22 protein-coding genes are annotated in these 21,654 nt (G+C 64.4%); 15 read left to right on the top strand and 7 right to left on the bottom strand.

Annotated elements, in window-relative coordinates; genetic code table 11:
- Nucleotides 1–73: 73 nt before the first annotated feature.
- The gene (locus SB751_RS02490) at nucleotides 74–709 is read left to right on the top strand and encodes a TetR family transcriptional regulator (RefSeq protein ID WP_144196116.1); all 636 of its coding nucleotides are present in this window, start codon (nucleotides 74–76) and stop codon (nucleotides 707–709) included.
- Between the two features lie 77 nt (nucleotides 710–786).
- On the opposite strand, the gene SB751_RS02485 is transcribed toward SB751_RS02490, so the two are convergent.
- A complete protein-coding gene (locus tag SB751_RS02485) occupies nucleotides 787–2,028 on the bottom strand; it encodes a polyhydroxyalkanoate depolymerase (RefSeq protein WP_211943936.1) in 1,242 nt (413 codons plus the stop codon).
- Between the two features lie 276 nt (nucleotides 2,029–2,304).
- Nucleotides 2,305–3,501, bottom strand: a complete 1,197-nt coding sequence (locus SB751_RS02480; protein WP_410747762.1) for an amino acid aminotransferase — start codon at nucleotides 3,499–3,501, stop codon at nucleotides 2,305–2,307.
- A gap of 197 nt (nucleotides 3,502–3,698) precedes the next feature.
- Here SB751_RS02480 and uvrB point away from each other — a divergent pair, with 197 nt between their 5' ends.
- From uvrB to iscX, 13 genes are all read left to right on the top strand, one after another.
- Nucleotides 3,699–5,774, top strand: a complete 2,076-nt coding sequence (uvrB, locus tag SB751_RS02475) for an excinuclease ABC subunit UvrB (RefSeq protein ID WP_144196110.1) — start codon at nucleotides 3,699–3,701, stop codon at nucleotides 5,772–5,774.
- Between the two features lie 61 nt (nucleotides 5,775–5,835).
- Nucleotides 5,836–6,057, top strand: a complete 222-nt coding sequence (locus tag SB751_RS02470; protein ID WP_144196108.1) for a hypothetical protein — start codon at nucleotides 5,836–5,838, stop codon at nucleotides 6,055–6,057.
- A gap of 38 nt (nucleotides 6,058–6,095) precedes the next feature.
- On the top strand, nucleotides 6,096–6,338 hold the full coding sequence (locus SB751_RS02465; protein WP_410747761.1) for a hypothetical protein: 243 nt from the start codon (nucleotides 6,096–6,098) through the stop codon (nucleotides 6,336–6,338).
- Between the two features lie 33 nt (nucleotides 6,339–6,371).
- Nucleotides 6,372–6,860, top strand: a complete 489-nt coding sequence (locus SB751_RS02460; RefSeq protein ID WP_144196104.1) for a low molecular weight protein-tyrosine-phosphatase — start codon at nucleotides 6,372–6,374, stop codon at nucleotides 6,858–6,860.
- Nucleotides 6,861–6,921: 61 nt separating this feature from the next.
- Nucleotides 6,922–9,012 (top strand): site-specific recombinase, encoded by a 2,091-nt coding sequence (locus SB751_RS02455; protein ID WP_410747760.1) that lies wholly within the window; start codon nucleotides 6,922–6,924, stop codon nucleotides 9,010–9,012.
- A 109-nt stretch (nucleotides 9,013–9,121) separates the two neighbouring features.
- Nucleotides 9,122–9,673 carry a Fe-S cluster assembly transcriptional regulator IscR gene (gene iscR / locus SB751_RS02450; RefSeq protein ID WP_144196102.1) on the top strand — a complete coding sequence of 184 codons (552 nt, stop codon included), beginning with the start codon at nucleotides 9,122–9,124 and terminating at the stop codon, nucleotides 9,671–9,673.
- 69 nt (nucleotides 9,674–9,742) lie between these two features.
- Nucleotides 9,743–10,966, top strand: a complete 1,224-nt coding sequence (locus tag SB751_RS02445; protein ID WP_280527770.1) for an IscS subfamily cysteine desulfurase — start codon at nucleotides 9,743–9,745, stop codon at nucleotides 10,964–10,966.
- Nucleotides 10,967–11,020: 54 nt separating this feature from the next.
- Complete coding sequence (gene iscU, locus SB751_RS02440; RefSeq protein WP_144196098.1) at nucleotides 11,021–11,425, top strand: Fe-S cluster assembly scaffold IscU; 405 nt, start codon at nucleotides 11,021–11,023, stop codon at nucleotides 11,423–11,425.
- Between the two features lie 78 nt (nucleotides 11,426–11,503).
- Nucleotides 11,504–11,824 (top strand): iron-sulfur cluster assembly protein IscA, encoded by a 321-nt coding sequence (gene iscA / locus SB751_RS02435; RefSeq protein ID WP_144196096.1) that lies wholly within the window; start codon nucleotides 11,504–11,506, stop codon nucleotides 11,822–11,824.
- Between the two features lie 76 nt (nucleotides 11,825–11,900).
- Nucleotides 11,901–12,419: a Fe-S protein assembly co-chaperone HscB gene (hscB, locus tag SB751_RS02430; RefSeq protein ID WP_144196094.1), complete on the top strand. Its 519-nt coding sequence runs from the start codon at nucleotides 11,901–11,903 to the stop codon at nucleotides 12,417–12,419.
- A gap of 79 nt (nucleotides 12,420–12,498) precedes the next feature.
- Complete coding sequence (gene hscA, locus SB751_RS02425; RefSeq protein WP_410747759.1) at nucleotides 12,499–14,364, top strand: Fe-S protein assembly chaperone HscA; 1,866 nt, start codon at nucleotides 12,499–12,501, stop codon at nucleotides 14,362–14,364.
- Nucleotides 14,365–14,401: 37 nt separating this feature from the next.
- Nucleotides 14,402–14,740, top strand: coding sequence for an ISC system 2Fe-2S type ferredoxin (gene fdx, locus SB751_RS02420; protein ID WP_144196090.1), 339 nt, complete (start codon nucleotides 14,402–14,404; stop codon nucleotides 14,738–14,740).
- A 1-nt stretch (nucleotide 14,741) separates the two neighbouring features.
- Nucleotides 14,742–14,936, top strand: a complete 195-nt coding sequence (gene iscX, locus SB751_RS02415) for a Fe-S cluster assembly protein IscX (protein ID WP_144196088.1) — start codon at nucleotides 14,742–14,744, stop codon at nucleotides 14,934–14,936.
- A 101-nt stretch (nucleotides 14,937–15,037) separates the two neighbouring features.
- Here iscX and SB751_RS02410 read toward each other — a convergent pair whose 3' ends face one another.
- The 5 genes from SB751_RS02410 to prfB all read right to left on the bottom strand — a co-directional run bounded on the left by SB751_RS02410 (nucleotide 15,038) and on the right by prfB (nucleotide 20,728).
- On the bottom strand, nucleotides 15,038–15,724 hold the full coding sequence (locus tag SB751_RS02410) for a glycine zipper 2TM domain-containing protein (protein ID WP_144196086.1): 687 nt from the start codon (nucleotides 15,722–15,724) through the stop codon (nucleotides 15,038–15,040).
- Between the two features lie 630 nt (nucleotides 15,725–16,354).
- A complete protein-coding gene (locus SB751_RS02405) occupies nucleotides 16,355–16,945 on the bottom strand; it encodes an N-acetylmuramoyl-L-alanine amidase (RefSeq protein WP_144196084.1) in 591 nt (196 codons plus the stop codon).
- Between the two features lie 223 nt (nucleotides 16,946–17,168).
- Nucleotides 17,169–18,701 (bottom strand): lysine--tRNA ligase, encoded by a 1,533-nt coding sequence (lysS, locus tag SB751_RS02400; protein ID WP_144196082.1) that lies wholly within the window; start codon nucleotides 18,699–18,701, stop codon nucleotides 17,169–17,171.
- A gap of 54 nt (nucleotides 18,702–18,755) precedes the next feature.
- Nucleotides 18,756–19,514 carry an SDR family oxidoreductase gene (locus SB751_RS02395; RefSeq protein WP_144196080.1) on the bottom strand — a complete coding sequence of 253 codons (759 nt, stop codon included), beginning with the start codon at nucleotides 19,512–19,514 and terminating at the stop codon, nucleotides 18,756–18,758.
- A gap of 109 nt (nucleotides 19,515–19,623) precedes the next feature.
- A protein-coding gene (gene prfB, locus SB751_RS02390) for a peptide chain release factor 2 (RefSeq protein ID WP_144196078.1) occupies nucleotides 19,624–20,728 on the bottom strand; the annotation gives its coding sequence in 2 pieces (ribosomal slippage) (nucleotides 19,624–20,646 and nucleotides 20,648–20,728; 1,104 coding nt in all).
- 177 nt (nucleotides 20,729–20,905) lie between these two features.
- On the opposite strand from prfB, the gene SB751_RS02385 reads away from it, so the two are divergent.
- On the top strand, nucleotides 20,906–21,646 hold the full coding sequence (locus tag SB751_RS02385; protein WP_410747758.1) for a peptidoglycan DD-metalloendopeptidase family protein: 741 nt from the start codon (nucleotides 20,906–20,908) through the stop codon (nucleotides 21,644–21,646).
- Nucleotides 21,647–21,654: the final 8 nt, after the last annotated feature.

Genomic DNA, 21,654 nt, shown 5'->3' with positions numbered 1-21,654 from the left:
TTTGCACGAGACACGAGCAATATGTGCTCGGCCGTGCCATATAATCCCGCGCAACCGACCGACTCCGGAACCCATGTCAAACGAGCCAAAAACCAAGCGGGATCCCGAAGGCACGCGCCGGCGCATCCTGGCCGCCGCCACCGAAGAATTCGCAAAGGGCGGGCTGGCCGGCGCGCGCGTCGACCAGATCGCCCGCCGGGCCGAGACCAACGAGCGGATGCTCTATTACTACTACGGCAGCAAGGAAGGCCTGTTCCTGGCCGTGCTCGAAAAGCAGTACGCCGAGTTCCGCGCCGCCGAGGAGCAACTGCATGTGACCGACGAAGACCCGGTCGCGGCCGTTCGCACGCTGGCGCGCTTTGTCTGGGACTGGTATTACCAGCACCCCGAGTTCATCCGCCTGGTCAACAGCGAGAACCTGCACGAGGCGCGCCACCTGAAGAAGTCCGCCCAGCTGCATCAGTTGATCAATCCGGTGGTCAACGTGCTGGCGGACATCATCCGGCGCGGCCAGCAGCAGGGCCTGTTCCGCGACAACGTGGACGTGCCCCAGTTCTACCTGACCATTTCGGCGCTGGGCTACTACGTGCTCTCCAACCGCTACACCATCAGCGCGGTGATTGGCCGCGACGTGGCCTCGGAAGACGAGCACGCGCGCTTTGCCGAGCTGCATACGGACATGCTGCTGGCCTTCCTGCAGAAGCGCTGAGCGGCTATCCCACCCGGGAAAACAAAAATGCCCGCGAGATCATCGCGGGCATTTTTGCATTCGGCGTCCGACTGGCTTCAGCGGGATTTACGGATGAAATCGCGCAGTTCCGGATAAATATTCTCGCGCCAGCGGCGGCCCGAGAAAATCCCGTAGTGGCCGGCCTTCGGCGCGGTGATGTGATGCCGCTTGGCCTTGGGAATGCCCGTACACAGGTCGTGCGCGGCCGCGGTCTGGCCGGCGCCGGAGATATCGTCCAGTTCGCCTTCGATGGTCAGCAGGGCCGTGGTCTTGATGTCCTGCGGACGCACCAGCGCGCCGTCGATCTCCCAGGTGCCGTTCGCCAGCCGGAACTCCTGGAACACTTCCTTGATGGTGTCGAGGTAATACTCGGCGGCCATGTCGAGCACGGCGTTGTACTCGTCGTAGAAGCGCACGTGCGCCTCGGCGTCGTCCGCATCGCCCTCGACCAGGCTCAGGTAATAGTCATAGTGCGAGGACAGGTGGCGGTCCGGGTTCATCGCCACGAAGCCGGCGTGCTGCAGGAAGCCCGGGTAGACGCGGCGGCCGTGGCCCGGATAGTTCGCCGGCACGGTGTAGATGACGTTGTTCTCGAACCACTCGTACGACTTGTTGGTCGCCAGCGAATTGACCGCCGTGGGGCTCTTGCGGGCGTCGATCGGGCCGCCCATCATCGTCATCGTGCGCGGGGTGGTTTCCTTGTTGGAGGCCATCAGCGAGATCGCGGCGAGCACTGGCACCGTGGGCTGGCAGACCGAGATCACATGCAGGTTATCCGCGCCGATGTGGCGGATGAATTCCTGAATGTAATAAATGTAGTCAGACAGATGGAACGGGCCGACGTCGGACGGGACCATGCGCGCATCGACCCAGTCGGTCACGTAGACCTTGTGGTCTTGCAGCAACGTGCGCACGGTGTCGCGCAGCAGCGTGGCGTGGTGGCCGGAGAGCGGGGCGCAGACCAGCACCACGGGCTCGTCCTTGAGCAGCTTGATGGTCTCGGGGTCGTCCGCGTAGCGCTTGAAGCGCACCAGCTTGCAGAACGGCTTCTCGAACACGGTTTGCTCGACGATGGGGATGTCCCGGCCGTTGGAGCGCACCGACTTGATGTCAAAGGCGGGTTTCTCGTATTCCTTGCCGAGCCGGTAGAGCAGTTCGTAGCCGGCCGCGAGGCGGGGTGCGCCCGGCACCAGGGAAAGCGGACTGAGCGGGTTGGTGAAGGTCTTGGCCGTCGCCTGAGCCCAGGCGGTCAGCGGGTTCAGCATGGAGCGCTGGAATTCGTGCAGTTGGTAAAGCATGCCGGTACCTGTTGCCTTTCTGTCGGGCGTTTGTGCCCGATGGATTATGCCCGCAATCGAACGGTCGTGCTTTGCAGCATACGCTTCCAAAGTACGCCGACAAGCGGTGAAGACAATAGGACATTGGCTTGAATTCGTGGTGACAGACACGTACAGACACAAAAAGGCGACCGGGAGTGGCCTCCCCGTCGCCTTTCTTGTGGCACTGCGTCAGAACGGGTGCAATCGGCGTGTTGCTTTTTGGTGCAATGCGCCGAAGCTGTCGTTCTGTGATGCTTAGTACACTGCGGCGATGGCGTTGACCACCGCGTCGATGTTGCGGCTGTTCAGCGCAGCCACGCAGATCCGGCCCGTACCCACGGCGTAGATACCGTGGTCGTTGCGCAGGCGGTCCACCTGTTCGGTGGTCAGGCCCGAGTACGAGAACATGCCGCGCTGGGCCTTCACGAACGAGAAGTCACCCGGCACGCCCTTGGCGGCCAGCTTGTCCACGAGCGCATGGCGCATCAGCTTGATGCGGTCGCGCATTTCGCCGAGTTCCTGCTCCCACATGGCACGCAGCTCGGGGCTGTTCAGCACCGTGGCCACCACCGTGCCGCCGTGCGTGGGCGGGTTGGAGTAGTTGGTGCGGATCACGCGCTTGACCTGCGACATCACGCGCTGGGCTTCTTCCTTGCTCGTGGTGACGATCGACAGCGCGCCCACGCGCTCGCCATACAGCGAGAAGCTCTTCGAGAACGAGCTGGAGACGAAGAACGGCAGGCCGGAATCGGCGAACAGGCGCACGGCGGCGCCGTCCGGGTCGATGCCATCGGCAAAGCCCTGGTAGGCCATGTCCAGGAACGGGATCAGGTTGCGTTCCTTGACCAGTTCCACCACCTGCTTCCACTGGGCTTCCGACAGGTCCACGCCGGTCGGGTTGTGGCAGCACGCGTGCAGCACGACGATGGTGTTGGGCGCGTAGGACTTCAGCGATTCCACCATGCCGGCGAAGTTCAGGCCGTGGCTGGCGGCATCGTAATAGGCGTAGTTCACGACCGGGAAGCCGGCCGATTCGAACAGCGCGCGGTGGTTTTCCCAGCTCGGGTCGCTGATGGCGACCTTGGCATCCGGGTACAGGCGCTTCAGGAAGTCGGCGCCGATCTTCAGGGCACCGGTGCCGCCAAGTGCCTGGGCCGTCACAACGCGGCCTTCCGTGATCAGGGCCGATTCCTTGCCGAACAGCAGGGTCTGCACGGCCTGGTCGTAGGCGGCGATGCCTTCGATCGGCAGGTAGCCGCGCGGCGTGGCGCTGGCCAGGCGAGCCTTTTCGGCCTCCTGCACGGCGCGCAGGAGGGGAATTTTCCCTTCGTCGGTGAAGTACACGCCAACGCCCAGGTTCACCTTGGTGGAGCGGGTGTCGGCATTGAAGGCTTCATTCAGGCCCAGGATCGGGTCGCGCGGGGCCATCTCGACGGCAGAAAACAAACTCATTTGGATTCTCGTGGTCAGCTGTGTAACAAAACGGAGGGCGTAGAATGCTTCGGGCTGCGCTGGCGGATCGCGTCGAGGGCCCTACTCCTACTGACAGGAACTGACAGTAGCGTGATGCCACAATGCTTGAAGCGGGTCCGCGCAACCCCAAGATTCTAGCGTATCCGCCAGTTTTTCCTCAGGTTTTTCCCTACCCTATGACGAATCTCGCCGAAGTCGCCCCGGTCCTGGACGAAGACAAATTCGTCACCTTTCCGGGGTCGCCGTTCCAGCTCTACCAGCCGTTCCCGCCCGCCGGGGACCAGCCCGAGGCCATCCGCCAGCTTGTGGAGGGCGTCGAGGACGGCCTGTCGTTCCAGACCCTGCTGGGCGTGACCGGGTCCGGCAAGACCTTCACCATGGCCAACGTCATCGCACGCATGGGGCGGCCGGCCATCGTCTTTGCGCCGAACAAGACACTTGCGGCCCAGTTGTACTCGGAGTTCCGCGAGTTTTTCCCGCGCAACGCCGTCGAGTACTTCGTCAGCTACTACGACTACTACCAGCCTGAGGCCTACGTGCCGCAGCGCGACCTGTTCATCGAGAAGGACTCGTCGATCAACGAGCATATCGAGCAGATGCGGCTGTCGGCCACCAAGAGCCTGCTCGAGCGGCGCGACACGATTATCGTGGCGACCGTCTCCGCGATCTACGGGATCGGCAATCCGAGCGAATACCATAAGATGATTCTGACGTTGCGCACCGGCGACAAGCTGAGCCAGCGCGACATCATCGCGCGGCTGATCGCCATGCAGTACACGCGCAACGAGACCGATTTCCAGCGCGGCACCTTCCGCGTGCGCGGCGACACGCTCGACATTTTTCCCGCCGAGCACGCCGAGATGGCCGTGCGCGTGGAACTGTTCGACGACGAGGTCGATTCGCTCCAGTACTTCGACCCCCTGACCGGGCGCGTGCGTCAGAAGATTCCGCGTTTCACGGTCTACCCGTCGAGCCACTACGTCACGCCGCGCGAGACCGTGCTGCGCGCGATCGAGGACATCAAGGTGGAGTTGCGCGAGCGGCTCGATTTCTTCTACAAGGAGAATCGTCTCGTGGAGGCGCAGCGGCTGGAGCAGCGCACGCGCTTCGACCTGGAAATGCTCTCGGAGCTGGGCTTCTGCAAGGGCATCGAGAACTATTCGCGGCACCTCTCCGGCGCCAAACCGGGCGAGCCGCCGCCGACGCTGGTGGATTACCTGCCGCCGGACGCGCTGATGTTCCTCGACGAGTCCCACGTGCTGATCGGCCAGCTCAACGGCATGTACAACGGCGACCGCGCGCGCAAGACCACGCTGGTGGAATACGGTTTCCGGATGCCGTCCGCGCTGGACAACCGGCCGCTGAAGTTCGACGAATTCGAACGCAAGATGCGCCAGGTGATGTTCGTCTCGGCCACGCCGGCGCAATTCGAGAAGGACCACGCGGGGCAGGTGGTGGAGCAGGTGGTGCGGCCGACCGGCCTGGTCGACCCGATCATCATGGTGCGCCCGGCCACGACCCAGGTGGACGATCTGCTATCCGAGATCAACATCCGCGTGCAGGCCGGCGACCGCGTGCTGGTGACCACGCTGACCAAGCGGATGGCCGAGCAGCTGACCGAATTCCTGTCCGAGAACGGCGTCAAGGTGCGTTATCTGCACTCGGACATCGACACCGTGGAACGCGTGGAGATCATCCGCGACCTGCGCCTCGGCACCTTCGATGTGCTGGTGGGGATCAACCTGCTGCGCGAGGGCCTCGATATTCCCGAGGTGTCGCTGGTGGCCATCCTCGATGCGGACAAGGAGGGCTTCCTGCGCGCCGAGCGCTCGCTGATCCAGACCATCGGCCGCGCCGCCCGGAACGTCAATGGCACCGCCATCCTCTATGCGGACCGCATGACGGACTCGATGAAACGCGCGATCGACGAGACCGAACGGCGCCGCATCAAGCAGATTGCCCATAACGAGGCCCATGGCATCACGCCGCGCGGCGTGGTCAAGCGGATCAAGGACATCATCGACGGGGTGTACGACCCGAACGAGGTCCGCGCGGAGCTGAGCGCCGCCGCCGAGCGCGCGAAATACGAGGACATGAGCGAGAAGCAGGTCGCGAAGGAGATCAAGCGGCTGGAGAAGCAGATGCTCGACCATGCGAAGAATCTCGAATTCGAGAAGGCCGCCCAGGTGCGCGACCAGTTGGCCAAGCTGCGGGCCCAGGTGTTCGGGGCGGGCGGCGATCACATCCTATAGTGTCTAGGGTGTCCGGGGGCATCCACGCCGGACGGAGCCGGTCAACGACGAGGAGCGCGCCATGGTGACACAGTTCGAATACGGTGGTTACGCGGTGGTGGCGCGGGCAGTACCGCATGCGGGAGGCGGGTTTTCGGGGGTGGTGACGATCGCCGACGCGTTCGGCGAGCCCAGCGGGCCGACTTTCGAGTCGGAGACCGGCGCGGCAGCCACCCCGGAGGCGGCCCTGGCACTGGCCGAGGCGGCCGCCATGCGCACAATCGATGCCGGCGAGGTGAACTGACCCGGGCCAAGGGTCGCCGGCAGCACAGGAGACAAGACATGGCCTATAGCAGTGAATGGAAGAAGAGGGTTTTCGATACGCACGAGATCCAGGTGCTGGTGAAACCCCGTTCGCCGATCGAGTGGGAGTACACGGTGCGCGTCTGCCGTCCGGGCACCAATATCCGCGCCGCCGGCACGCTGGTGGAAACCGCGCCGCCGACCGCCCACTTCAAGACGCCGGAAGACGCCGAGGCAGCCGGTTGGGAGAGAGGGCGGGAGTTGGCGGTGCAACTGGCGTAGTGCCGGCGCCATCGGCCAAGTAAAATCGTGCCGATGAAAACATTTGCCATCCTGATGTGCTGCATGGGAAACATCTGCCGTTCACCGACGGCGGAGGGCGTGCTGCGCGCCAAGTTGCTTGCCGCGGGTCTCGCGGAGCGGGTCGAACTCGACTCCGCGGGCACCCACGACTATCACCTCGGGCGCCCGCCCGATGCGCGCAGCCAGCGCTACGCGTTGCAGCGGGGGTATGACCTGTCCGCGCTGCGGGCGCGCAAGGTGGGGGTGGCGGACTTCCAGCGCTTTGACCTCGTGCTGGCGATGGATCACGCCAATATCTCCACGCTGCGCGCGCTCCATCCCGAAGTCAGCCCGGACAAGCTCCGGCTCCTGATGAGCTTTGCCACCCGGCACCACGCCGAGGAAGTGCCCGACCCCTACTACGGCGAGGGCGATGGCTTCGAAACCGTGCTCGACTACGTCGAAGACGCCTGCGACGGTGTGGTGGCCATGCTGCGCGAACAGTTGGCGCGCACGCGCTGAGACCCCCCGCCAAGCCCCGCAGCCCCAGGCCGGCAACCTTGCCGGCCCTCCAGAGACATCCATGGTTTTTTCCCTGTTCCGCAAATGGCGCAAGTGGCGCGAGTCACGTAATGCGAGCTTGCAGCTCGACGCCATCCTGGCCTCGGCCAACCCCGACGCCTTGCTCGCGGACCGCAACGCCTGGCTCGTCGAGCTGGGCTACTGGCTCCGGCGCGACGGCCGCCTGGCCGTCGATCCTGATACTGGCCCCGATCAGGCCAACGCCCCGGCGCGCAGCTATCCCGCCCACGTACGGCTGCGCTATCTGCTCCAGGTGCTGGCGCGGCACCCGGACTGGGCGGACCGCTTCGCGCGCACCATCCGCTCGATCGTCCGCGACAACGATCCCACCTCGCTGTTCTGCGATACCGGCGTGGCCTCCCACCCCGGCTTCTGGGGCGAGATGGTCGATCGGCTCCAGGCGCGCTTCCTGCCCCCGCCGCCCAACCGCAACGACATGGCCGGCCTGTTCGCGCTGGTCTTTGCCGACGAGAGCGATGCCGATTGGGTCGATGGGCTCGACGACGATTTGATCGAGCGCATCGCGTCAGCGCTGCAGGCTGGTGCCGAAGACGATCGCATCATGCTTGAGGCCACGCTGGCCGCAAGCATCCAGGTGCTCGCCAGCCAGGTGCGCGCCACCGGCCTGAGCCAGTCGATCCGCTCACGCCTGCCCGGGCGCGTGCAGGACACGCCATTTTTCCGGCTCGACGCGGCCATCGCGGCGCTGTGCGAGGAGGGGCTGGCGCATGACAACGAGGTGTTTGGGCATCGGCTCAACTATTTCCGCGCGTTGCTCGATGGCTGTCTGGCCGCCGCACAGCACGTCTATGACGATCTCGAGGAGAACGGCGTCTCCGTCGAGGTGGTGTTCCAGATCGAACGCATGAAGGTCCGCCTGGCGCGGATCGACCTGCTGCTCAACGCCTGGGTGGACCCGGGCCGCCACAGCCGCCACGCGCACCTGATGGCCGAGCTGATCCGCTCCACGCAGGCGCGGCGCAGCATCGCCCACCTGGCCGGCTCATCGTTCGCGCAGTTGGCGCGCAAGGTGGTGGAGCGCTCCGCCGAGACCGGCGAGCACTACATCACGCGGGACCGCAAGGAGTACGGTGAGCTGCTGCGGGCGGCGGCCGGCGGCGGGCTGGTTACGGTGGTCACGGTCTACCTGAAGTTCCTGATCTACGGCCTGCACCTGGACAAGTTCGTGGAGGGCCTGCTGGCCTCGCTGAACTACGCCGGCAGCTTCCTGGCGATCCATTTCGCGCATTTCACGCTGGCTACCAAGCAGCCGGCGATGACCGGCCCGGCGCTGGCCCACCGGCTCGATGGCGCGGGGCGGCCGGAGGGGCGCGAGGCATTCGTCGACGACACCATCGCGATGATCCGCTCGAACGCGGCGGCGATTTTCGGCAACCTGGCCGTGGTGTTCCCGGTGGCGCTGCTGGTGCAGTGGCTGGCCAGCAAGCTGCTTGGCGCCAACCTGATCACGCCGGCCAAAGCCATCGCCACGATCGAATCGTTCTCGATTCTCGGCCCCACGCCGCTCTACGCCGCGTTCACTGGCGTGCTGCTGTGGCTGTCGAGCCTGATCGCCGGCTGGGCGGACAACTGGTTCGCGCTGCACCGCGTGCACGACGTGATGGCCTACAACCGCCGGCTGCGCTACGTGCTGGGGCAGGGCGGGGCGATGAAGCTGGCGGATTTCTGGAAACGCAACCTGTCCGGCATCGCGGGCAATGTGTCGCTGGGATTCCTGCTCGGGCTCGGGCCGGAGATTCTCAGCTTTTTCGGTCCGCATATGGAAGTGCGCCATGTGACGCTTTCCACCGGTTCCGTGGGCACGGCCATCGGCGTGCTCGGCATGGATGCCCTGCGCATGCCGTCGCTCTGGCTGGCCGTGGCAGGTATCGCGTTGATGGGCGTGTTGAACGTGTCAGTCAGCTTTGCCCTGGCCTTCAACATGGCGATGCGGTCACGCAACCTGCCGCGCGTGGATCGGCGCGAACTCAGCGCAGCGGTGCGCCGGCGCATCGTGCGTCACCCGATGTCCCTGCTGATTCCGCCGCGCGTGGTGCCGGTGTCGTCACATGCGCCCGGCGATGCCGCCTGAAAAGCGCCGTGCCGGATACCGTGCAATGCAGCAGGGGTACTTGACTGTTTTGGTCGGATAAATTTATACTTGAGCGAAACGATCAAGTATTTCCCTTTCCCCGAGCATCATGAGACTGACCACCAAAGGCCGTTTTGCGGTAACCGCCATGATCGACTTGGCCATGCGCCAGGATCAGGGGCCCGTCACGCTCGCCGGCATCAGCCAGCGCCAGAAAATCTCCCTGTCCTACCTGGAGCAGCTGTTTGGCAAGCTGCGCCGGCATGAGATCGTGGAAAGCGTGCGCGGTCCGGGCGGCGGCTACAGCCTCGCCCGCAAGGCCGAGGACGTCACCGTGGCGGACATCATCATCGCCGTGGACGAGCCGCTGGACGCCACGCAGTGCGGCGGGAAGGGCAATTGTAACGGAGATGACGGTTCCGGGCGCTGCATGACCCACGAGCTGTGGGCCACCCTGAACCAGAAGATGGTCGAGTACCTCGACTCCGTCTCCCTGAAGAACCTCGTGGACCAGCAGCGCGCCCGCCAGCCGGCGGTGCTGCACGACATGCGCGAAGACGCCGCGCAGCCCGTGCCGGTGACGCGCAGCAAGGCCGAGAAGCAGGAAAAGCCGGCGCGCCCGCGCGTGGTGAACTCGGTGTTCAGCCTCGCGCAGTCCTGAGCAGATTTCAGATAGTTGATTTAAACTATCGGTAGACAGTAAGAGATTAGCGGTCCCTATAAGGCAGTCATAACGATGAGCACCCCACATTTCCCCATCTACATGGATTATTCGGCCACGACGCCGGTGGACCCGCGCGTAGCCGACAAGATGATTCCGTACCTGCGCGAGCAGTTCGGTAATCCGGCCTCGCGTAGCCACGCCTATGGCTGGGAAGCCGAGCGCGCGGTGGAAGAGGCGCGTGAGCAGGTGGCCGCGCTGGTGGGCGCCGATCCGCGCGAGATCGTGTGGACGTCGGGCGCAACCGAGTCGAACAATCTGGCCATCAAGGGTGCCGCGAACTTCTACTCGGGCAAGGGCAAGCATCTGATTACGGTGAAGACCGAGCACAAGGCGGTGCTGGACACCACCCGCGAGCTCGAGCGCCAGGGCTTCGAGGTGACTTACCTCGACGTCAAGGACGACGGCCTGATCGACATGGAAGTGTTCCAGCAGGCGATTCGCCCGGACACGATCCTGGTGTCGGTGATGCTGGTGAACAATGAGATCGGCGTGATCCAGGACGTGGCGCAGATCGGCGAGATCTGCCGTGCCAAGGGCATCATCTTCCATTGCGATGCGGCCCAGGCCACCGGCAAGGTCACCATCGACCTGAACACGCTGAAGTGCGACCTGATGTCGTTCTCGGCGCACAAGACCTACGGCCCGAAGGGCGTAGGCGCGCTGTATGTTCGTCGCAAGCCGCGTGTGCGGATTGAGGCGCAAATGCACGGTGGCGGCCACGAGCGCGGCATGCGTTCGGGCACGCTGGCCACGCACCAGATCGTCGGCATGGGCGAAGCGTTCCGCCTGGCCCGCGAGGAAATGGCCACCGAGAACGAACGCATCCGCATGCTGCGCGACCGCCTGTGGCGCGGCCTGTCGGGCATGGAAGAGGTGTACCTGAACGGCTCGCTGGAACACCGCGTGCCGCACAACCTGAACGTCAGCTTCAACTTCGTGGAAGGCGAGTCCCTGATCATGGCGATCAAGGACGTGGCCGTGTCGTCGGGCTCGGCCTGCACGTCGGCCTCGCTGGAACCGTCGTACGTGCTGCGCGCCCTGGGCCGCAACGACGAACTGGCGCACAGCTCCATCCGCTTCACGGTGGGCCGCTTCACCACCGAGGAAGAGATCGACTACACGATCGAGCTGCTGAAGAACAAGATCGGCAAGCTGCGCGACCTGTCGCCGCTGTGGGAAATGTTCAAGGACGGTGTCGACCTGAACTCGATCCAGTGGGCCGCCCACTAAGCAGCGCGCCAACACAATAACGACCCCATTCAAGATTCGTCAGAGGTAGCCAAAATGTCTTACAGCAACAAGGTTCTCGACCACTATGAAAATCCGCGCAACGTCGGTTCGTTCGACAAGAACGACGACGCGGTGGGCACCGGCATGGTCGGCGCCCCGGCCTGCGGCGACGTGATGAAGCTGCAGATCAAGGTGAACGAGGCGGGTGTGATCGAAGACGCCAAGTTCAAGACCTACGGCTGCGGCTCGGCCATCGCGTCGTCGTCGCTGGTGACCGAATGGGTCAAGGGCAAGACCGTCGACCAGGCCCTCGAGATCAAGAACACGCAGATCGCCGAGGAACTGGCGCTGCCGCCGGTGAAGATCCACTGCTCGATCCTGGCCGAAGACGCCATCAAGGCGGCGGTTGAGGACTACAAGAAGAAGCACGGCGTCCCCGCCGCGCAGCAGGCCGCCTGATCGGCGGACTGGCTTTTTCGTTGGAAACTGCCACGCCCGGCGCCTGTGCCGGACGTGGTGTCTGACAGCAAGGCAACGATGATCACAATGACCGAAAAGGCGGCGAAGCACGTCGCCCGCTACCTGGAACGCCGCGGCAAGGGCGTGGGACTGCGCGTGGGCGTGAAGACCACCGGCTGCTCCGGCCTGGCCTACAAGCTCGAATACGTGGACGAAGTGCTACCCGAGGACCAGGTCTTCGAGACGCAGGGCCTCAAGGTGATCGTCGATCCGAAGAGTCTGCCGTACATCGACGGCACCGAACTGGACTTCGCGCGCGAAGGGTTGAACGAGGGTTTCCGCTTCAACAACCCGAACGTCAAGGACGAGTGCGGCTGCGGTGAGTCGTTCCGGGTCTGATTCCCGACGACACGCTGAAGTGCAATGAAGTGCGAAAGGGGGGCGGCGTGGCCGCTCCTTTTTGTTGGGGAAGGTTTTGAAAGACGATTTTTTCTCGCTGTTCGGTTTGCCGGCGCGCTTCGATGTGGATCAAACTGCACTCGACGAAGCCTACCGCACCGTACAGTCTCAGGCCCATCCGGACCGCTTTGCCAACGCCGGCGACGCCGAGCGGCGCGTGGCGATGCAATGGGCCGCGCACGCCAACGAAGCCTATCGTACGCTGCGCCAGCCGCTAAAGCGCGCCATCTACCTGCTCACGCTGCGCGGCGTGGACATCCAGGCGGAGAACAATACCGCCATGGCCCCGGCCTTCCTGATGCAGCAGATGGAATGGCGTGAAGCGCTGCAGGAAGCGGTGGAAGACCGCGCAACGGACCGGCTCGACGGCCTGCTGCGCGACCTGCGCCAGGAACGGCGCGAGCGCCTGGAGGCGCTGGGCGCGCTGCTCGATGCCGGCAGCAATGAGGCGGCCGGCGCCGCGGCGCGGCAACTGATGTTTATCGAGAAGATCGAACACGACGCCAGCGAGGCGATCGACCGGCTGGAAAACTAGGCGAATCGCCAGTCTCCCGGCACGGTCCTCCCCGGCGAAGTCCGGACATCGCCCCCACAAGAACACGCGAAGAATTATCATGGCACTGCTCCAGATTTCCGAACCCGGCATGTCGCCGGCCCCGCACCAGCGGCGCCTGGCGGTCGGTATCGACCTTGGCACCACCAACTCGCTGGTGGCTGCCGTGCGTAACAGCATTCCCGAAGTGTTATCCGACGAGCGCGGTCGTCCGCTGCTGCCTTCCGTCGTGCGTTACCTGCCGGACCGTACGGCCCATATCGGCTATCGCGCACAGGACGAAGCCGTGCGCGACCCCAAGAACACCATCGTCTCCGTCAAGCGTTTCATGGGCCGTGGCCTGCGTGACGTGGCCAATATCGAGCACAGTCCGTACGACTTTGTCGATGCGCCGGGCATGGTGCAGATCAAGACGGCTGCCGGGGTGAAGAGCCCGGTGGAGGTGTCGGCCGAGATCCTGGCTACGCTGCGCCAGCGCGCCGAGGATTCACTCGGCGACGATCTCGTCGGCGCCGTAATCACGGTGCCGGCCTATTTCGATGACGCCCAGCGCCAGGCCACCAAGGACGCAGCCCAACTGGCCGGCCTGGAAGTGCTGCGCCTGCTCAATGAGCCGACTGCGGCGGCCATCGCCTATGGCCTCGATAACGCGGCCGAAGGGATCTACGCGGTTTACGATCTCGGTGGCGGCACCTTCGACATCTCCGTGCTCAAGCTGACCAAGGGCGTGTTCGAGGTGATGTCCACCGGCGGCGACTCCGCGCTCGGCGGCGACGACTTCGACCAGCGCCTGCTGTGCTGGATCGTGGAACAGGCTGGCCTGCAGCCGCTGTCCGCCGAGGACACCCGACTGCTGATGGTGCGCGCCCGCGCTGCCAAGGAAGCCTTGTCCGAGAGCGACAGCACGGTGATTGACGCGGTGCTGGCCAGTGGCGAGATCGTCCACCTGCCGCTGACCGCCTCGGAATTTAACGATATTACGAAGCACCTGGTCCAGAAGACGCTGGCGCCGGCGCGTAAGGCGCTGCGCGATGCCGGCGTGGAGACGCAGGATGTGAAGGGCGTGGTGCTGGTGGGCGGCGCTACGCGCATGCCGTCGATCCGCAAGGCCGTGGGCGAGTACTTCGGCCAGACGCCGCTGACCAACCTCGATCCGGACAAGGTCGTGGCGCTCGGCGCCGCCATGCAGGCCAACCTGCTGGCTGGCAACCACGCGCCCGGCGAGGACTGGCTGCTGCTCGACGTGATCCCGCTCTCGCTGGGCGTGGAGACGATGGGCGGCCTGGTCGAGAAGATCATCCCGCGCAACAGCACGATTCCCGTGGCGCGCGCCCAGGAATTCACCACGTTCAAGGACGGCCAGACCGCGATGGCGATCCACGTGCTCCAGGGCGAGCGCGAACTGGCGAGCGATTGCCGGTCGCTGGCACGCTTCGAGCTGCGCGGCATTCCGCCGATGGTGGCCGGCGCCGCGCGCATCCGCGTGACTTATCAGGTGGATGCCGACGGCCTGCTGTCGGTGGCCGCGCGCGAGATGCACTCGGGCGTGGAGGCGTCGGTCTCGGTCAAACCGTCCTACGGGCTGGCTGACGACGACATCGCGCGCATGTTGCAGGACAGCTTCCGCGAGGCCGAGCAAGACATGAAGAGCCGCGCGCTGGCTGAGGAACGCGTGGATGCCGAACGTCTGGTGGAAGCCACCACCCGCGCGCTCGAGGTGGACGGCGACCTGCTGACCGCCGAGGAACGCGCGACCGTGGACGCGCTGATGGCCAATGTGCGACAGATTGCAACAGGCGACGACCACCACGCGATCAAGACCGCCGTGGAGCAGCTTTCCCATGGCACGGACGAATTTGCCGCACGCCGCATGGACCGCTCGATCAAGAGCGCGCTGGCGGGGCGCAAGGTGCAGGAGCTCGGCTGAGCCGCGCCGGATTGAGACAAGTCATACCAGGATAGACATGGCACAAATCATCGTATTGCCTCACGTGGAACTGTGCCCCGAAGGGGCCGTGTTCGAGGCCCCCCAGGGCACCAGCATCTGCGACGCGCTGCTGAGCCAGGGCATCAACATCGAGCACGCCTGCGAGAAATCTTGCGCGTGCACCACGTGCCACGTGGTGGTGCGCGAGGGCTTCAATTCGCTGGAAGAGGCCGAGGAAAAGGAAGAAGACCTGCTCGACAAGGCCTGGGGCCTGGAGCCGAACTCGCGCCTGTCTTGCCAGGCGCTGGTGGCGGACGCGGATCTGACCGTAGAAATTCCAAAATACACGATCAACCACGCCAAGGAAGGCCACTGAGATGAAATGGACTGACACCTTCGACATCGCCGCGGCGCTCTACGACAAGTACCCCGAGGTGGACCCGCTGACGGTGCGCTTCACGCAACTGCGCCAGTGGGTGCTGGAGCTGGACGGTTTCGACGACCTGCCCGAGCGCTCGGGTGAGAAAATTCTCGAGGCGATCCAGGCTGCGTGGATCGAGGAAGCGGCGTAAGGCTGCACCTCTCGTAGATCGATGAAAACTCGATGCAAAACGGCCGCGCTGGCATCCACCAGCGCGGCCGTTTTGCTTTCTCCGGGAAGCGCTTACCTCCCTTACCCGGTTACCAGCACGCCACGCTCCATGTGGACGCGCTGGCCCACATCGACCCCCGGCGGGTTCTTGTAGGTGAAGGTACGGCGCGTGCCGTCGTCCATCTGCACGCTGACGCGGTAGGCCTTGTCCTTGTTCACGTGTTTCTCGACCACGTTGCCGGCGTAACCGCCAGCCGCCGCACCGGCCACGGTGCCGAGAATCCGGCCATTGCCGCTGCCGATCTGGTTGCCGAGCAGCCCGCCCACCACGGCACCGCCCACCGCACCCACGCCGCTGGTGGGCTTTTCCGATTCCACCACGCTCACGGCCGTCACGCGGCCAGCCGTATGGCTGGGCCGGGCGGCAGTACGCTCTTCGGACTGCGCCGATTGCGTGGGCTGTGCGGGCGGCTCGTTACGCGCCTGCTGGGCTTGCTGGGCCTGTTGGGCGTCATAAGTCGGCGGACGAGTCGTCGAACCCGGCGGCGGTGTGATGGGCTGCGTGGCGACCGGGGCAGGGTAGTCAGCAGGCCCCTGGTTTGCCTTCGTCAGCGGCAACACGCCGGTGACGGCGGCCACCGCGGTCAGGCTGGCCACCACCACGGCGACTGCCGCGGCGCCGACCAGCGGGTGCAGTCGGCGCTGAGGCGGCAGCGGCGGGGTGGGCGAATTCGACGAATGGGCGGTAGCGGGAGTGGGGTGCTGCATTTGTTGTTCTCCGGGTGACCGGACTTGCCGGTCGATACCCAAAGTGTGGCCGAATCGCGCCCCGATTGCCGTTCGATTTTGTAAGCATTCGTAGCGCAGAAATGTCATTGAAATCAGAGACTTATGACGCTATCGGGTCTCGTCCTACAGGCTCTGCTGTAACAATTCCGGCTCGTGGAAGCTGGCGCTCTTTTCTCTAGCACTTCCCCTCATCTTCAAGCCCGTAAGTACACGCGAAAGGGTCGTACCATTTGTTCTTTCCATAGTAGACGTACACTTTATCGCCCCCGTGCGTCCATACCAATGCTGCCGTTCCGCCGGAATATAGGCTCCACGCCCCGGAACTGTTGTCTTCGAACACGACAGTGCCCGTGGCATAACACGGAGAATAGTAGTCGTGGAGCACCATGCGCGCCTGGACAGGGTAGATCTTGGAAAAGAAGTTTTTGACCTGCGTGACCGTTGGCCGGAACTTCTTACATAGCTCGGCGGTCCGCGGATCTCCATCCGGTAGCGATTGGCCGACTTCTTCAATCACCACTTTTCTGACGTCTCTGGCTGAGCAAAGCGAGGCTGTCATGCACAGCAAAACGAATGCGGCCGATCTCAAGAGAGGAAGAGATCTTGCCCCTACCATCTTGCGGTCCTCGCTTCGGTCAGGTTCTTGTAGGAAATATCGGGGTGCCGATAGACTTCCCGCGACATCACCGCGAAGGTGTCCATGAGTTCTGATACAAGCCAGTCTAATGAAGAGTTTTGAGCGGCAGTGACATCCTCGTAAACTTCCTTGTTTTTCGGTCCGATTGCCATGCCTACCAGTTCTATTCCTATGGAGTCATGATTGGATGGAAATCGGCTGGGCCATTTTTTCTTTACTTCGTGTCGATGTAGAGCACGAGTTCCGAGCTTTGATACCTTGTCTAGCTCGATGGAGGAACACTGTTTGGTCAAGATGCTGCGTGACCGGAGCCGGCCGACGCGATTTGTCACTCTCTGCAGGGATGCGGTTTGATAGATGGTTCCGTCCTTGTCTATCAGGAAGTGAGCACCATTCGCTCCTTCGTCGCCATAACTGTTAAATGTATGGGATGACTCCGGGGCGCTTGTTTGGTGTACAACGATCCCGTTTACGGTGTCCATCGGTCCGCGCTCGATCTTCGGGAATATCTTCACCCTCACACGTTCTGCGTCGACATGCCCTTGCTTCGTAATAAACAGCATCCTCTCTCCTGGTCAGGTTGCCCCTCCCGGCTGGGGGCGGCCATCAACCTAGCAGGAGCGAGTACGCGGAAACAATCGCTGATTCTTTAAACTCTGGGGCACAGAGACGTCGCGTTTCGGCGTCGCCAAAAAGAAAAACCCCACACCTGGAAAAATGTGGGGTTTGTCAGTGGTCTGCAACCCGCCACGCATGCGGTGGGTTGTCTGGGTGGGTACCTGCTGTTCAATCCTCGCGGCGCAGGTGCGGGAACAGGATGACGTCGCGGATGTTCGGGCTGTCGGTCAGCAGCATCACCAGACGGTCGATGCCGATGCCGCAGCCACCCGTCGGGGGCATGCCGTATTCGAGCGCGCGGATGTAGTCGGCGTCGAAGTACATCGCTTCCTCGTCGCCGGCGTCCTTCTGCTCCACCTGCTTGCGGAAGCGGTCGGCCTGATCCTCGGCATCGTTCAATTCCGAGAAACCGTTAGCGATCTCGCGGCCCGTGATGAACAGCTCGAAACGCTCGGTGATGCCCGGCACGGTGTCCGAGGCGCGCGCCAGCGGCGATACCTCGACCGGATAGTCGACGATGAAGGTCGGCTCCCACAGCTGGCTCTCGGCCGTTTCCTCGAACAGCACCAGTTGCAGGGTGCCGAGGCCGGCGTTCAGGAACTGCGGCGCGCTCGTATTCACGCCGAATTTCTTCAGTTCGGTGCGCAGGAAGTCGGCATCGGCCAGTTGCGCGTCGGTGTACTCGGGCGCGAACTTCTGGATCGCCTGGCAGATCGTCAGGCGATGGAACGGCTTGGCCAGATCCAGCTCGCGGCCCTGGTAGGTCACCGTGGCGCTGCCGCGCGCATCGATGGCCGCCTGGCGGATCAGGTTCTCGGTGAAGTCCATCAGCCAGCGGTAGTCCGTGTAGGCCGCGTAGAACTCCATCATCGTGAACTCGGGGTTGTGGCGCGGGCTCACCCCTTCATTACGGAAATTACGATTGATCTCGAACACGCGCTCGAAGCCACCGACAACCAGGCGCTTCAGGTACAGCTCGGGCGCGATGCGCATGAACATCTGCATGTCCAGCGCGTTGTGGTGCGTGATGAAAGGCTTGGCCGCCGCGCCGCCCGGAATCGGGTGCAGCATCGGCGTTTCCACTTCCATGAAGCCGGCGTCAGCCATATGGCGGCGCAGCGAGGAAATGGCGTTAGTACGAGCCCGGAACGTGGCACGCGTCTCGGGCGAGACGATCAGGTCCACATAGCGCTGGCGGTACTTGGTTTCCTGGTCGGCCAGGCCGTGGAACTTGTCCGGCAGCGGGCGCAGCGATTTCGACAGCAGGCGCAGCTCGCGCACCTGCACCGACAGCTCACCCTTGTTGGTGCGGAACAGCTCGCCGCGCGCGCTGATGATGTCGCCCAGGTCCCAGTGCTTGAACGCGGCATAGACCTCCTCGCCCACCTTGTCACGCGTGACATAGAACTGGATCTGGCCGCTGCCGTCCTGCACGGTGGCAAAGCTGGCCTTGCCCATCACGCGCTTGAGCATCATGCGGCCGGCGATGGCCACTTCCACGGGCTGCGCTTCCAGCGTGGCCTGGTCGGTCTCGCCATGCTCGGCGTGCAGCGCGGCGGCCTGGTGCGTCGGGCGGAAGTCGTTGGGGAAGGCCACGCCTTGCTGACGCAGGGCCTGCAGTTTCTCGCGCCGCTCCGCGATGATCTTGTTCTCGTCGGCGGCAGGTATATCGGCGGCTGGGGCGCGGGTCGGTTCGGTCATGATGTGTCGGTGGATCGCGCGGGCAGGGGCCGGCGCGGTTCGGTTCAGTTCGGTTCAGTAATTGCGGATGTCGTCGAGTTCGGTCTTGCCGAAGTCGGGACGATCCAGGTAGGCCACGATGCGCCGCGCCGTGTCTTCGGGCGAGGCGAGCTGGTCGTTGGCCTTGAGGTCGCGGAAGCGCTGCACGGCGGCGAAGTCCGCGCCCCGGATGGTTTCCTGCATGTCGGTATCGACCACGCCCGGCGCCAGCGCCACGGCGCGCACTGCGCGCGGCTCCGGCACGCTCGCGTACTCGGCGTTGACCGAGCGGATGAACATGTCGAGCGCGGCCTTGCCGGCGCAATAGGCGCTCCAGCCCGGCACCGGGTTACGCGCGGCGCCCGACGAGATCGCCAGCACCTTGCGCGCGCAGTCGAAGCGGGTGGTGTGCTCGATGAACGCGCCGGTCATGGTCATCGGCGTTGCCAGGTTGGTCAGCAGATGGGGGATGAGCGTGGTCTCGTGCAGCGCCGTGATCGGGCCAATCGGCTCTACAACGCCGGCGTTGAGGATCAGCGTCACGCTGGCCGGGGTCTCGTCCACGGCATCCAGCACGCTGCCCAGCCAGCCAGCGGCCGCGCTGGGCTGGGACAGGTCCTGCAGGTGCCAGGCCACCGGCACGCCGCTGGCGGCGATATCCGCCTCCAGTTCGGGGCTGCGGCTGCGCGCCACGCAGATCACCCGGTTGCCCGGTTTCAGCAACGCGCGGGTCAGTGCCGCGCCCAGGCCGCGCGATGCGCCCGTGACGATATAGAGATGGATACCTGCGCTCATGGTGCCCCGGATGTCTTGGTGGTCTTGGTGGTTCGAAGGTGAAGCGGAATGCGTCGAAGTTGGCCGGCGGGAACCGGCGCGCCACCCCGGGGGCGGCGCGCCGGCCTGCTTACAGGCCCTGTTTCAGGCTGGCCTCGATGAACGGATCGAGGTCGCCGTCCAGCACCTTCTGGGTGTTGGACATTTCCACATTGGTGCGCAGGTCCTTGATCCGGCTCTGGTCCAGCACGTACGAGCGGATCTGGTGGCCCCAGCCCACGTCGGTCTTGCCGGCTTCGAGCTTGTCGGCCTCGGCCTGGCGCTTGCGCATCTCATGCTCGTACAGGCGCGACTTCAGCATCGACATGGCCTCGGCACGGTTGCGGTGCTGCGAACGGTCGTTCTGGCACTGCACGACGATGCCGGTGGGGATGTGGGTAATCCGCACCGCCGAATCGGTCTTGTTGATGTGCTGCCCGCCCGCGCCCGAGGCGCGGTAGGTATCCACGCGCAGGTCGGCCGGGTTGACTTCCACCTCGAACGAATCGTCCACCTCGGGGTACACGAACACCGACGAGAACGACGTGTGGCGGCCGCCCGACGAATCGAACGGCGACTTGCGCACCAGGCGGTGCACGCCGGTCTCGGTGCGCAGGTAGCCGAACGCGTAGTCGCCCTCGATCTTGATCGTTGCGCTCTTGATGCCGGCCACGTCGCCCTCGGATTCCTCGAGCACCTCGGCCTTGAAGCCCTTGCGCTCGCAGTACTTCAGGTACTGGCGCAGCAGCATCGATGCCCAGTCGCACGCTTCCGTGCCGCCGGCGCCGGCCTGGATATCGATGAAGGCGTTGGCCTGGTCCATCTCGCCCGAGAACATGCGGCGGAATTCCATGCCGGCCACGATGTCCTCGAAGCCCTTGACGTCGGCCTCGATGGACTCGAGCGTTTCATCGTCGCCTTCCTCGCGCGCGAGCTCGAACAGCTCGTCGGCGCCGGTCAGGTCGTCCGTCAGCTTCCCGAGGACCTGTACCACGGCCTCGAGCGCTTTCTTTTCCTTGCCCAGGTCCTGGGCCCGCTTGGGGTTGTTCCAGACCTCCGGGTCTTCCAGCTCGCCGTTGACTTCGTCCAGGCGTCCTACTTTGACATCGTAGTCAAAGATACCCCCGTAGATCTTCCGTCCGGGAACGGAGATCGGAGATGGCACCGGAGATGGCGTTGAGGCGTTCTGCTTCCATGATGTTCCTGCGCTTCCCAAAACCTTGAATTATAGCGGATTGGCGCCGTAAATCCCGGGAGGGATGGTCGCGTGTGGCGAACCGTTCGCGATGCGAACGGTCTACCAGGGGGCCGCGGCGCCACTTTGCAGCACTTCGGCGACAATATCGGGGAATAACAGGAGTGAACTCGGACGCATGACAGCAAGCAACCTCGCCAGACCAGACGTGTCTGCGGCCCGCCGCCGCACACTGGGCCGCCTTGGCGCGGCAACGATGGCCGCGCTGACGGCCTCGCTGCTCGCCGCCTGCGGCACGACTCCCACAGAGCCGGCGCCGGACGGCTTCTACCGCGTGGAACGCGGCGACACCTTGTACTCGATCGCCCGGCGCAACCGGCGCTCGGTGGCCGAGTTGGCCCGCTGGAACGACCTGACGGACACCAATCAGATCGAGGTTGGGCAGTTGATCCGGGTGCGGCCGCCGGCCGGCGCCGCGGCCGCGTCGGGACCGTCCAAATCATCGGAAAAATCTGAAACGCCGGCCAAACAGGCCGACGCCGCGCCATCTCGCCCGCCCGCCAACGCCATCAAGCTGCAATGGCCGGCCGATGGCCGCGTGACGGGCCGCTTCGCCCTGCCGGCCGAGAAGGGTTTGCGGATCGAAGTGCCGGCCAACGGCAAGGTCCGCGCCGCCGCCAGCGGCTGGGCCATCCACGTCGGCACGCTGCGTGGCTACGGCATGCTGGTGATCGTAAAGCACAGCGACGACTGGCTGACCGTGTACGGCAACCTCGACAAGCCGCTGGTCAAGGAAGGCGCCCGCGTCACCACGGGACAGGAGATCGGCAGCATGGCCAGCGCGGCCGAGTTGCACTTCGAGGTGCGTGGCAACGGCAAGCCGGTGAATCCGGCCACCTACCTGCCGCCGCGCGGCTAGGCAGACGG

Source organism: Cupriavidus sp. SIMBA_020 (assembly GCF_046535395.1).
GTDB lineage: Bacteria > Pseudomonadota > Gammaproteobacteria > Burkholderiales > Burkholderiaceae > Cupriavidus > Cupriavidus campinensis.
The sequence above is the reverse complement of the archived record's forward strand: the minus strand, read 5'-3'. Positions and strand labels throughout refer to the sequence as shown.

Coding starts and splice junctions, on each gene's coding strand:
- SB751_RS02490 (WP_144196116.1), top strand. CDS start 74: ATGTCAAACGAGCCAAAAACCAAGCGGGATCCCGAAGGCACGCGCCGG.
- SB751_RS02485 (WP_211943936.1), bottom strand. CDS start 2,028: ATGCTTTACCAACTGCACGAATTCCAGCGCTCCATGCTGAACCCGCTG.
- SB751_RS02480 (WP_410747762.1), bottom strand. CDS start 3,501: ATGAGTTTGTTTTCTGCCGTCGAGATGGCCCCGCGCGACCCGATCCTG.
- uvrB (WP_144196110.1), top strand. CDS start 3,699: ATGACGAATCTCGCCGAAGTCGCCCCGGTCCTGGACGAAGACAAATTC.
- SB751_RS02470 (WP_144196108.1), top strand. CDS start 5,836: ATGGTGACACAGTTCGAATACGGTGGTTACGCGGTGGTGGCGCGGGCA.
- SB751_RS02465 (WP_410747761.1), top strand. CDS start 6,096: ATGGCCTATAGCAGTGAATGGAAGAAGAGGGTTTTCGATACGCACGAG.
- SB751_RS02460 (WP_144196104.1), top strand. CDS start 6,372: ATGAAAACATTTGCCATCCTGATGTGCTGCATGGGAAACATCTGCCGT.
- SB751_RS02455 (WP_410747760.1), top strand. CDS start 6,922: ATGGTTTTTTCCCTGTTCCGCAAATGGCGCAAGTGGCGCGAGTCACGT.
- iscR (WP_144196102.1), top strand. CDS start 9,122: ATGAGACTGACCACCAAAGGCCGTTTTGCGGTAACCGCCATGATCGAC.
- iscU (WP_144196098.1), top strand. CDS start 11,021: ATGTCTTACAGCAACAAGGTTCTCGACCACTATGAAAATCCGCGCAAC.
- iscA (WP_144196096.1), top strand. CDS start 11,504: ATGATCACAATGACCGAAAAGGCGGCGAAGCACGTCGCCCGCTACCTG.
- hscA (WP_410747759.1), top strand. CDS start 12,499: ATGGCACTGCTCCAGATTTCCGAACCCGGCATGTCGCCGGCCCCGCAC.
- fdx (WP_144196090.1), top strand. CDS start 14,402: ATGGCACAAATCATCGTATTGCCTCACGTGGAACTGTGCCCCGAAGGG.
- iscX (WP_144196088.1), top strand. CDS start 14,742: ATGAAATGGACTGACACCTTCGACATCGCCGCGGCGCTCTACGACAAG.
- SB751_RS02410 (WP_144196086.1), bottom strand. CDS start 15,724: ATGCAGCACCCCACTCCCGCTACCGCCCATTCGTCGAATTCGCCCACC.
- SB751_RS02405 (WP_144196084.1), bottom strand. CDS start 16,945: ATGCTGTTTATTACGAAGCAAGGGCATGTCGACGCAGAACGTGTGAGG.
- lysS (WP_144196082.1), bottom strand. CDS start 18,701: ATGACCGAACCGACCCGCGCCCCAGCCGCCGATATACCTGCCGCCGAC.
- SB751_RS02395 (WP_144196080.1), bottom strand. CDS start 19,514: ATGAGCGCAGGTATCCATCTCTATATCGTCACGGGCGCATCGCGCGGC.
- SB751_RS02385 (WP_410747758.1), top strand. CDS start 20,906: ATGACAGCAAGCAACCTCGCCAGACCAGACGTGTCTGCGGCCCGCCGC.